The following is a 9243-nucleotide window of genomic DNA, read 5'->3' on the forward strand; positions in this document are numbered from 1 at the left end:
GGCGAGGCGGCCGTCGCGCAGCACGACCAACTGGTCGGCGAAACTCATCGCCTCCTCGCGGTCATGCGTCACCAGCACGGTGGCGATGCCGGCGGCGGTGAGGATGTCGGCGGTGGCCTTGCGGAGCTGGTCGCGGAGACCGGTGTCCAGCGCCGAGAACGGCTCGTCGAGCAGCATCACGTCGGGGCGAAGCCCAAAGGCGCGCACGATGGCGGTGCGCTGCTGCATTCCACCGGAGAGCTCTGCCGGCAGCTTGTGCATCGCCTCGCCGAGCCCTGCTAGCCTCAGCAGCTCCTTCATGTCGGGGATCTCTGACATGCCGCTCGCGGTCTCGATCGCTTGGGCCGCCGCTGGCCGCTTCTTGTCGGCGCCCTTGTTGATCTTGTGCGGCAGAGACACGTTCTGCAGCACGTTGAGCCAGGGCAAAAGCGCGGGCGCCTGCGGAACCAGGCCCACCATTTTGGCCGAGCACGCCACCTCCGGCGTCACCCCATAGACGCTGACGGCACCGTCGTCTGGCTGCTCAAGGCCGGCGATGAGTCGCAGCAGCGTTGATTTTCCGCAGCCGCTCGGGCCGATCACACTCACAAATCGGCCCGGCGCGATATCGAGGTCGACACCGTTGAGAGCGACCATTTCGGTCTCGCCCGACCCGTAGATGCGGCGGGCGTTCGTGAGGCTGATTGCGGCGGACGGCGGCGGCTGGGTCATCAGATCAACTTTCTGAAGGCGCGGTTCTGGTAGACGAGCGGTTCACGATCGTGGTGCTCTACGTGGTCGACGGCGATGAGCAGCATCAGGTGATCGCCTGCGGTGAGGCGGCTCTCGACCGTGCCGAGAATTGCGGCCATCGACCCTTCGACCACGGGCACGGCGGGATGCGCTGGGTCGAGGGCGACAGAGGCAAACTTGTCATCGTGCTTGCGAGCGAAGTGCATGGCCAGATCGCCCTGGCCTTCGGCGAGCACGTTTACGACAACGTGGTCGGCCTCCTGGAACGCCGGATAGCACTCGGCCGTGTCGGCGAGAAACACTGCGACGAGCGGCGGCTCCGACGACACCGAGGTGAAGCTGTTGGCCGTGAACCCGTAGTCGCGGCCCTCGTGCCGGGTAGTGATGAGGGTCACCGAGGTCGCCATCGTGCCGAGTGCGGGCCTCAGCGCGGCAACGTCACGCGGGTCGGATGCTGCGAAAACTGCGGGATCTGCTGAAACCGTCGTGGTCATGCTGACACCTCCGATGTCGTCGTCACGTGTGCTGTGCGAAGGGCTCGAATGAGCGGGGTGCGGGCCTCAGCCCAGGCGGCGATGGTCTCGGCGAGCGCCGCGGCATCCGTGATCTCCGCCTCGGTAAAGGCCAGGCAGCCCAGGCTCGTGGATGCGCCGATTTCGTCCAGCAGCGGGCGAAGGTGAATCTCGGCAACGAGCGTTGTATGCCGAGGGGTGCCCGCGATGACGACGGGGATCGCGGTGACCCCGGCGAGCGAATCGGGGCCGTAGCCGTCAATGAACGCTTTGAGCAGGCCCGTGTAAGAGCCCTTGTACGAGGGGGTTGCGACCACGACGACCGTGGCGCGAGCGACCGCCTCGCGCAGAGCGGTCAGTTCGAGGTCTGCCGGGGTGAACAGCACGGGCGCGACATCGGCAAGCTCAACCGTGGTGACCGGCAGGTCCACGATTGCGGCGACCGCGTCGGCCACCTGCTGTGCAACGGTGGCGGTGCGAGAACCCCTTCTGGGGTTGCCCGAGAGTACGACGATAGACATGGAGCCTCCACGGCAGGTTCGGTGACTAATTCACGAGGAGAGCGTGCGAGGCGAATCGGGTGGTGATGTGCCTCGCGGAGGTCCATCTGGGAGTGACTCTACGGACGCGCTGTTTCCGCAACCGACGGCGTTGCGTTTCGCTCAGGTAAATTCGGCGGCTGTTCTGTTTCGTCGAATAACGCAGCCAGGGTGCCATCGGCGGCACAGACGAGAACCTCGATTCCCAGGGCGGAGGCGGCGGCCGTCGACCAGCCCCCACGGGAGAAGGCTTGGGATGCTGTGGGGCTCACGCACAGCACGGCGCGGGCACCCATAAGAACGCAACTGCGAAGCCAGACCAGCTTGAACATGTCGGAGTGCACCTTGTTGCGGTGCTGCGATTTGAAGACGCCGGTATTGGCGACGAGCTGCACGATGATGCTGCCGCTCGCATCCGCTCCTTCGACCTCGGTGCGGGTGCCATCCGCCAGCTCGATCGTGCGCGGCCGGATATCGAGGGAGAATCTGCCGCTGAGGGCATGGAGCATCGCCCCCTCTGCCGTGCTGACCTCGGCGACGCGATGAGGGGCTAGGTCGATGAGTTTGGCGGGTAGGCCATCGCGCTGGTCCATGATCGCGATGGTAGGAGGCCCGGGTTTCGCGGGTGTTACCCCTATATGTACAGAGACAGCACGCGTTCTGGGCGGGCGAAGCGTTAGGCCGGACGCAGCGTTAGGCCAGGCGCAGCGTTAGGCCCGACGCAGCGTTACGCCCGACGAGCGCCCAGCTGCAGCGCGATGCCGTCGAGGATGTCGTGCTCGCTCGTGGTGACCGTGGTGAGCGCGCCCGCCTGCGCGACTCGTTCAAGCACCGCAGCCCAGATCACCGCGCCGGCCGCGATCACGTCCACCCGGCCCGGGTGCATAAACGGCAGTGCCGCCCGCTCATCTCTGGGCATCGCCGCCAGTTCGCCGCAGGCCGCGAGCACGGCGTCGAGTGGCAACCGCGAGCCATTGATCGCGTCCGGTTCATAGGCCGCGAGGCGCAGGGCGTGGGCGGTGATGGTCGTGACGGTTCCGGCCACGCCGATCACGTCGGTCGCCGCCGAGAGATCCACCTGGCGCTCTGCCTCATCCAGGGCCGCATGCACGTCCCCGCGAATCCCCGCGACTTCGCGCTCACTCGGCGGGTCGGTGCGCACCCAGCGCTCCGTCAGACGAACGCATCCGACATCCATCGAGTACGCGGCGGTCGGGGCGGTATCGCCGAGAACGAGCTCGGTCGAGCCCCCGCCCAAATCGACCACGAGGCGCTGCTCACCCTGCGACGCCGGCAGCACGCTCGCCGCGCCGAGAAACGACAGCTGTGCCTCTTCTGTGCCGGAGATCACCTCGGGTTCGATGCCCAGGATGCTGCGCACACTGCCGATGAATTCCTGACGGTTGGCGGCATCCCTCGTCGCCGACGTTGCAACGAAGCGCATGCGCTCAACCCCGTGTTCGCGACAGGTTTGGGCATAGCGGCGGGTCACCTCGAGAGTGCGAGCGAGTGCCGCATCATCGAAGCGTCCGGTGCGGTCGACGCCCTCGCCGAGGCGCACGACCTGGAGCGTTCGCACAACGTCGGCGAGCGCCCCCTTATCAACGTCGGCGATCAGAAGCCTCAGCGAGTTGGTTCCGCAATCGAAGGCGGCGACACGGGTCATGGTGAGCTCCATAACTAAGGGGTAGATGCCCAGCGTAACGACCACCCGGCTCGGCTTTCCCCGGGTTATGGCGGCTACGCCTCCGCGAGCCCTAGGATGTGGGCAAGCACCGGGGGGAGCACCATGAGAGGTAACACAGCCGCAAGAATCACCGTAGTTGCGGTGATAACGCTCAGCGCTGCTCTCGCCGTGACGGGCTGCTCACCCGTTATTGTTGGCCCGGCTCCGGGCGCTAGCCAGCCCGCCACGTCAGCCTCTCCGTCTGCGGAACCAGAACCGTCACCGTCTCCCTCCGTCGACGCTGAAGCCGTGCCTATCCCGACCGATTGCACCCAGGTGGTGAGCCCCGAGAGCTATGCGTCGACGTTTGCAAAGCGAGCGCTGAACGACCCTCGTTACACGTCGCCCGAACGCAGCGGGGTGCTCAACCCCACGGTGGCCCCTCCTGGTTCATCTGACTGGGACGTCAAGTCGCACGCCACACAGTTGTACTGCCTCTGGAGCTCCCCAGATGATGCAGCGGACTACTCCCACTTCACGGTGGCGATCGGGACCCTGAGCCCAGCGTTCACCGATAGATTTCTCGCTGGCCCCGCCTTTGAGGCCTACACATGCGAAGAAAAATACGAAGGCCGCGTCTGCCAATATGTTTACGACGGCGGCGAATATGGCAGCGTACATGGGCACACAGTTTTTGCTCGCGACGGGGTGATCATCGATATCACGCAGGAGAGCTTTCCCACTCACGGCATCCTGGGAGACATGGTCGCCACGATTTGGGGTTAGCCCCTGCGCCATGGTCTGACGTTTCGCCCGTTTCGCCCCGTTTCGCCCACGGGCAAGGCTGCCTATGCTGTGAGCCATGGCCTCCCTGATCTGCTTCGGAATAACCTCTCTCGACGGTTACGTCAACGATGAGTCCGGTTCATTTGACTGGAGCCGGCCCGATGAGCAGGTGCACCGCTACGTCAACAATGTGGTGCGCTCGGTGGGCACATTTCTCTACGGTCGGCGAATGTATGAGGTCATGAGAGCCTGGGATGGCGAAGAGATCCTGGACGGCGCACCCGACTACATCCGCGAGTTCGCCGAGCTGTGGCGGGCCACCGACAAAGTCGTGTACTCGGCGACCCTGCCGACTCCGACGGCAGAGAACACGCGTCTCGAATATCCGCTCGATATCGACGAGATTCGCAGAATGAAATCGGATGCCGCATCCGACATTTCTATCGCCGGCCCCACGATTGCAGCGGAGGTCGCCCGTGCGGGGCTCGTCGACGAATGGGTGCAGCTGGTCTCGCCCGTGATTGTGGGCGGCGGCACGCCGTTCTATCCCGCGCACGCCCATCTGCAGCTCGACCTCGTCGACGAGCGCAGGTTTCGAAACGGGGTTGTGGCCCTGCGCTATCGAGCGCTGTCCTGAGCTAGCTCCTGAGACACGAGCCTCGAATCCACGAGCTGCGCTAGCGCCGCGCGCCGAGCCGCGGGCGGTCGCGCCATGCTGCCGTCGACCACAGCGTGGCTGCCACAAGAACGGGCTGAAAGAACAGGCGAATGAACCGCTTGGAGTCGGTGTCGAGCCCGAACCCATCCCGCGCGTGAACCCATTGGGCGATGTTGCCGGGAAAGATCGCGATAAAGAAGAGCGCCACGACGAGCCCAACGGGCACCCGTCGCTTGGCGAGCAGGATGAGGGCCGCACCGAGGGTGATCTCGACGATGCCGGATGCGACAACGACCACGTCGGTATCAAGCGGAACGAACTCCGGCACCTGGGCCTGAAACTCCTCGCGCGCCACCGTGAGGTGCGTGGTCCCCGCGAACGCGAGCATGGCGCCCAGGGCGATTCGAACGCCTGATCGCAGCTTCGACGTGGGGGGCTTCGGCTCCACGAGCTGCTGTAACAGCCCGGGCTTGGCGACCCTAGTCATCAGATACCCGCACGGTGACCTCGATGTTGCCGCGGGTGGCGTTGGAGTAGGGGCACACCTGGTGGGCTGCGTCGACGAGCTCCTGTGCGAGCTCCGCGGGCACCTCGGGCAGGACAACTTCAAGCTCAACAGACAGCTGGAATCCGCCTTCGCCGTTCGAGCCCAGGTTTACTCGCCCGCCAACGGTGGAGTTCTCGACCGTGATCTTTTTGCTGCGGGCAACCGCGTGAATGGCGGAATGGAAGCATGCGGCGTAGCCGGCAGCAAAGAGCTGCTCAGGGTTCGTGCCAGCGCCAGACCCGCCCAGCTCCTTCGGCGGCACTACGTCCTGGTCGAGGATGCCGTCGGGGGTCGTCACATGGCCGTCCCGGCCCTTTCCCGTGGAGAGGGCTTCTGCGGTGTAGAGAGTGTTCATGGCGTCGCTTGCCTTTCGTTGGGGTTGATCTCGCGCATTGCGAGCGTGAGCCGCTGAAGTGTTTCGATCAGTTCTTGGGCTGCGCCGACATCGGGCAGGCCGGTCGCCCGTGCGATGGCGAGCGGGATGTGGTCCAGTTCTTCGCGAAGTTCGATTGCCTTATCGGTGGGCACGATCGTGACCACCCGGTTGTCGTCGCTGTCGCGGCGGCGCTCAAGAAGACCCTTTGATTGCATCCGCTTCAGCAGGGGTGAGAGGGTGCCCGAGTCGAGTTGGAGCAACGACCCCATCTCGTGCACTGGCTGCGGCCCCTCCGCCCAGAGCACGACGAGAACGAGGTACTGGGTGTAGGTGAGCCCCCACGGTTCGAGCAGCTCGGTATAGGCGCGCGTCGTTGCCCGCGTTGCGGAGTAGAGGGAGAAACAGACCATGTGGTCAACGATCGGCATACGCAAAGCATTGCACACAACCTAGTTGTGCACAATTAAACTTTCTCAGTCGTCCCGACCATGCACGGGCCTGGCATTCACGGGCGGTTCTCCGACCTCGTTGATGCCGTGGCCGCTGCACGCCACCCCCGTCACGCTGGCTCGCTCGATACGCGACACGGTGAACCATCGCATTGCCGTGCGCAGTCGACACCAGCCCACGAGGTACCACTGGCTATTCGTCGACGCGAACAGCACGGGTTCAACGTCGCGAGTCGTGGTCGCCCCCGTCGCCGAGGTGTAACGGATGCGGATCACTCGCTGCTCGGACATTCCCTGCTCCAGCGCCGACCGGATGGCGCGCGACGACGAGGGAGCGGCATTGACCCACACACGGCCAGCCAACTCGTCGGCCTGTGCGCGGGTTCTCGGGTCGAGAACATCCAGGATCTTCTGAACCCCGGCCGCCGCCAGATCGGCATAGGGTGCATCGGATGCAGCCGACACGGCCGCCATGAGCGCCACCGCCTGAGCCGACGAAAGACTGACAGGGGGCAGGGATGCGCCTACGGCCAACCCATAGCCACCACCAGGGCCGGGGCGCGACCATACGGGTGCGCCGCTGTTCTCCAGCGCCGCGAGGTCTCGCTTGACGGTGCGCACGGAGACGCCGAACTCTCTGGCCAACCGTTCGGCAGAGCATCCCCGAGTTCCGTTTCTGCGCAGCATTTCAGAGAGCGCGTGAAGTCGCTCGACCCGCTTCACCGCTCAGCCCGGTTCACCGCTCAGACCTTCGCAAATTCATGACATAAATAGTGACATACACCTGCCCGCAGCACCCACGAACCTAGACGTATGACACCTTCTGCACGCAGCTCAGCCATCATTCTCGTTCCCGGCCACTGGCTAGGCGCTTGGGCGTGGGATGAGGTCCGTGAGCATCTGAACACCGACACCTCTCCCGCGATCGCGCTCACCCTGCCCGGGCTCGACGGCAACGATCCCGACCGTGCAACGAGGACTCTCGAGGATCAGGCTGCGGCCATCCTCGACGCCCTCGCCCAGGCCGGGGCCTCCGAGGAGAACCCCGCAACCCTCGTCGGGCACAGCGGCGCCAACGCTCCCGTCAGCCTGGTCATCGACCGGCATCCGGAGCTTGTTCAACGAGTGGTGTGGGTCGACTCCGGCCCCGTGGCGTCAGGCAGCATCTTCGCCCCCGATCTCCCCTCAGGGGTGGAGGAGCTTGCCCTGCCGGCCTTCGAGACTCTCGGGCAGCAGGCGAGTCTTGAGGGCCTGAGCCCCGATATGCTGGAGCGCTTTCGCGCCCAGGCGGTGCCCGAGCCGGGGCCCGTGCTTCGCCAGGCTGTCGAACTGACGAACGAGCACCGCCGCAGGGTTCGCACCACGCTCGTGTGCTGTTCGATGTCGAGCGCGCAGATGCTGGAGCTGGCCCACGCTGGCCACCCCATGTTTGCCGAGGTCGCCACCCTCGAGCATGTCGATGTCATCGATCTCCCCACGGGGCACTGGCCCATGTGGAGCCGTCCGCGCGACCTGGCTGAGATCATTCAGTCAGAGGCTTCTCGAAGCTACTGAGCTTGGCCAGGTGCGGCCACGGCCTGCGACACGAGGTCAGTGATGCGCTTCTCAGTCGCGGCGGTCATCGCCGTGATGGCATAGGCGGTCGGCCACATGGTGCCCTCATCGAGCTGGGCATCCTCATTGAAGCCGAGCGTCGTGTAGCGGGTCTTGAACTTTTCTGCGGGCTGCACAAAGCACACGATCTTGCCATCGAGCGCATAGGCAGGCATGCCGTACCAGAGCTTGGGGTCCAGTGAGGGTGCCGCGGCGACGATGAGGGCGTGCAGGCGTTCGGCGAGCGCACGGTCGGCGTCGGGCATCGCCGCAATGGCGTCGACGACATCCTGCGCGTCTCGCTCCTTCTTATCCGCCGCCTTGCTGCGCTTCTTTTCTTCTCGCAGTTCGGCGGCGCGCTCCTTCATTGCGGCGCGCTCGTCTGCGGTGAACCCATCGGACGAGCCCGCGTCGGTTCTCTTTGCCTCGGTCACTGGTGCTCCAATCCTCGGTAGGGGTACCAGTATGCGCCGCCAGGCTCAGGGAGCGTCAGACTCCGATAGCGACTCGGCGATTCGTTGCAGCGCGCCCAGCGCGGCCACGGCATCCGCCAACGATCCGGCGGGGACCTGTTCAAGGCGCTCGACCCAGTAGGCGTTGATGCGGGCAACGCTCTCGGCGGCGCGGTCCGTTGCCACGAGGGTCACCGAGCGCGCATTGCCGGGCATCTGCTCTCGCGTGACGAGGCCGCCCGTTTCGAGGGTGCGCACTGCGGTGCTGATGTTGCTGCGCTGCAGCCCCGTGATCTCGGCGAGCTGCGACGGGGTGACATGGGGCGTTCGGTGCACCTCACGGATGACGGCAACCTCGGTGCCGGTGAGGGGCACGACGTCGCGCAGCCGCGGGTTTTTGATGTCGAGTTTGTGCGCGAGATCGAGGATGACGTCGGCCAATTCGGCCATCTGCTGGGGGGTCGGCTGGGGCGAGCTGGGCATGCTTCACTCAATCTCTTGGTTATACTTATGTAATCATAACTCTGTGACGCAAGAAAGAAGTCTGTCAGTGGCATCCTCCTCCACCCACCCCGGAACCGACGTTCCGCCCTCCCCGCAGAAGCGCAGTCGAAAGGGCAGCCCGGCGCTCACCCTCATCGCCGTGTGCTTCGGACTCTTCATGGTTGGGCTCGACTCCACTGTCGTGCACATCGCCAACCCTGCCATCCAGGCCGACCTCGGCGCCACTTTCGGCGAACTCCAGTGGGTCATCAACGCCTATCTGCTCGCCCTGGCCGTGTGCCTCATCCCCGCCGGAAAGCTCGGCGACCGGTTTGGCCGCAAGAAGCTCTACATCATCGGAGTCGTGCTCTTTGGCATCACGAGCGTTGCCATCGGGCTCGCGGGCAGCATCGAGGGCGTTCTCGTCTTCCGTGCCCTGCAGGGCGTGAG

The 9243-nt window shown here is 65.1% G+C and carries 15 protein-coding genes; 4 read left to right on the plus strand and 11 right to left on the minus strand.

The window, feature by feature from the left end:
• From AC062T_RS01790 to AC062T_RS01810, 5 genes are all read right to left on the minus strand, one after another.
• Positions 1-711 (minus strand): ABC transporter ATP-binding protein (locus AC062T_RS01790; RefSeq protein ID WP_476026836.1); only part of this gene is annotated, 711 nt, incomplete at its 3' end.
• Positions 711-1226, minus strand: a complete 516-nt coding sequence (locus AC062T_RS01795; protein ID WP_476026838.1) for a flavin reductase family protein — start codon at positions 1224-1226, stop codon at positions 711-713. The genes AC062T_RS01790 and AC062T_RS01795, both read right to left, overlap by 1 nt.
• Positions 1223-1765: an NADPH-dependent FMN reductase gene (locus tag AC062T_RS01800; protein WP_476026840.1), complete on the minus strand. Its 543-nt coding sequence runs from the start codon at positions 1763-1765 to the stop codon at positions 1223-1225. The genes AC062T_RS01795 and AC062T_RS01800 overlap by 4 nt, the downstream gene beginning before the upstream one ends.
• A gap of 98 nt (positions 1766-1863) precedes the next feature.
• Positions 1864-2376 carry a hypothetical protein gene (locus tag AC062T_RS01805; RefSeq protein ID WP_476026842.1) on the minus strand — a complete coding sequence of 171 codons (513 nt, stop codon included), beginning with the start codon at positions 2374-2376 and terminating at the stop codon, positions 1864-1866.
• 134 nt (positions 2377-2510) lie between these two features.
• Positions 2511-3449, minus strand: coding sequence for a Ppx/GppA phosphatase family protein (locus AC062T_RS01810; RefSeq protein WP_476026844.1), 939 nt, complete (start codon positions 3447-3449; stop codon positions 2511-2513).
• A 123-nt stretch (positions 3450-3572) separates the two neighbouring features.
• On the opposite strand from AC062T_RS01810, the gene AC062T_RS01815 reads away from it, so the two are divergent.
• Together AC062T_RS01815 and AC062T_RS01820 are read left to right on the plus strand one after the other, a co-directional pair.
• Positions 3573-4235 carry a hypothetical protein gene (locus tag AC062T_RS01815; protein WP_476026846.1) on the plus strand — a complete coding sequence of 221 codons (663 nt, stop codon included), beginning with the start codon at positions 3573-3575 and terminating at the stop codon, positions 4233-4235.
• 76 nt (positions 4236-4311) lie between these two features.
• The gene (locus AC062T_RS01820) at positions 4312-4872 is read left to right on the plus strand and encodes a dihydrofolate reductase family protein (protein WP_476026848.1); all 561 of its coding nucleotides are present in this window, start codon (positions 4312-4314) and stop codon (positions 4870-4872) included.
• A 40-nt stretch (positions 4873-4912) separates the two neighbouring features.
• Here AC062T_RS01820 and AC062T_RS01825 read toward each other — a convergent pair whose 3' ends face one another.
• From AC062T_RS01825 to AC062T_RS01840, 4 genes are all read right to left on the minus strand, one after another.
• Positions 4913-5281 carry a DoxX family protein gene (locus tag AC062T_RS01825; protein ID WP_476026864.1) on the minus strand — a complete coding sequence of 123 codons (369 nt, stop codon included), beginning with the start codon at positions 5279-5281 and terminating at the stop codon, positions 4913-4915.
• Positions 5282-5372: 91 nt separating this feature from the next.
• The gene (locus AC062T_RS01830) at positions 5373-5795 is read right to left on the minus strand and encodes an organic hydroperoxide resistance protein (RefSeq protein ID WP_476026850.1); all 423 of its coding nucleotides are present in this window, start codon (positions 5793-5795) and stop codon (positions 5373-5375) included.
• Entirely contained in the window at positions 5792-6244 is a 453-nt protein-coding gene (locus AC062T_RS01835; RefSeq protein ID WP_476026852.1) for a MarR family winged helix-turn-helix transcriptional regulator, read from the minus strand. The genes AC062T_RS01830 and AC062T_RS01835 overlap by 4 nt, the downstream gene beginning before the upstream one ends.
• A 45-nt stretch (positions 6245-6289) precedes the next feature.
• Positions 6290-6988, minus strand: coding sequence for a helix-turn-helix transcriptional regulator (locus AC062T_RS01840; protein WP_476026854.1), 699 nt, complete (start codon positions 6986-6988; stop codon positions 6290-6292).
• Positions 6989-7078: 90 nt separating this feature from the next.
• Here AC062T_RS01840 and AC062T_RS01845 point away from each other — a divergent pair, with 90 nt between their 5' ends.
• Positions 7079-7819, plus strand: coding sequence for an alpha/beta fold hydrolase (locus tag AC062T_RS01845; RefSeq protein ID WP_476026856.1), 741 nt, complete (start codon positions 7079-7081; stop codon positions 7817-7819).
• Here the strand turns inward: AC062T_RS01845 and AC062T_RS01850 are convergent.
• Positions 7813-8292, minus strand: coding sequence for an iron chaperone (locus tag AC062T_RS01850; RefSeq protein ID WP_476026858.1), 480 nt, complete (start codon positions 8290-8292; stop codon positions 7813-7815). The genes AC062T_RS01845 and AC062T_RS01850 overlap by 7 nt on opposite strands.
• Before the next feature lie 45 nt (positions 8293-8337).
• Positions 8338-8793 carry a MarR family winged helix-turn-helix transcriptional regulator gene (locus AC062T_RS01855; RefSeq protein ID WP_476026860.1) on the minus strand — a complete coding sequence of 152 codons (456 nt, stop codon included), beginning with the start codon at positions 8791-8793 and terminating at the stop codon, positions 8338-8340.
• Positions 8794-8860: 67 nt separating this feature from the next.
• Between AC062T_RS01855 and AC062T_RS01860 the strand changes: the two genes are divergently transcribed.
• Positions 8861-9243 (plus strand): MFS transporter (locus AC062T_RS01860; RefSeq protein ID WP_476026862.1); only part of this gene is annotated, 383 nt, incomplete at its 3' end.

Source organism: Homoserinimonas sp. (genome assembly GCF_056262345.1).

What these genes read in the sequence shown, in the direction of transcription:
- AC062T_RS01810 (WP_476026844.1), bottom strand. Translation starts at nt 3,449, where the DNA reads ATGACCCGTGTCGCCGCCTTCGATTGCGGAACCAACTCGCTGAGGCTT.
- AC062T_RS01805 (WP_476026842.1), bottom strand. Translation starts at nt 2,376, where the DNA reads ATGGACCAGCGCGATGGCCTACCCGCCAAACTCATCGACCTAGCCCCT.
- AC062T_RS01800 (WP_476026840.1), bottom strand. Translation starts at nt 1,765, where the DNA reads ATGTCTATCGTCGTACTCTCGGGCAACCCCAGAAGGGGTTCTCGCACC.
- AC062T_RS01855 (WP_476026860.1), bottom strand. Translation starts at nt 8,793, where the DNA reads ATGCCCAGCTCGCCCCAGCCGACCCCCCAGCAGATGGCCGAATTGGCC.
- AC062T_RS01820 (WP_476026848.1), top strand. Translation starts at nt 4,312, where the DNA reads ATGGCCTCCCTGATCTGCTTCGGAATAACCTCTCTCGACGGTTACGTC.
- AC062T_RS01795 (WP_476026838.1), bottom strand. Translation starts at nt 1,226, where the DNA reads ATGACCACGACGGTTTCAGCAGATCCCGCAGTTTTCGCAGCATCCGAC.
- AC062T_RS01845 (WP_476026856.1), top strand. Translation starts at nt 7,079, where the DNA reads ATGACACCTTCTGCACGCAGCTCAGCCATCATTCTCGTTCCCGGCCAC.
- AC062T_RS01830 (WP_476026850.1), bottom strand. Translation starts at nt 5,795, where the DNA reads ATGAACACTCTCTACACCGCAGAAGCCCTCTCCACGGGAAAGGGCCGG.
- AC062T_RS01835 (WP_476026852.1), bottom strand. Translation starts at nt 6,244, where the DNA reads ATGCCGATCGTTGACCACATGGTCTGTTTCTCCCTCTACTCCGCAACG.
- AC062T_RS01815 (WP_476026846.1), top strand. Translation starts at nt 3,573, where the DNA reads ATGAGAGGTAACACAGCCGCAAGAATCACCGTAGTTGCGGTGATAACG.
- AC062T_RS01825 (WP_476026864.1), bottom strand. Translation starts at nt 5,281, where the DNA reads ATGCTCGCGTTCGCGGGGACCACGCACCTCACGGTGGCGCGCGAGGAG.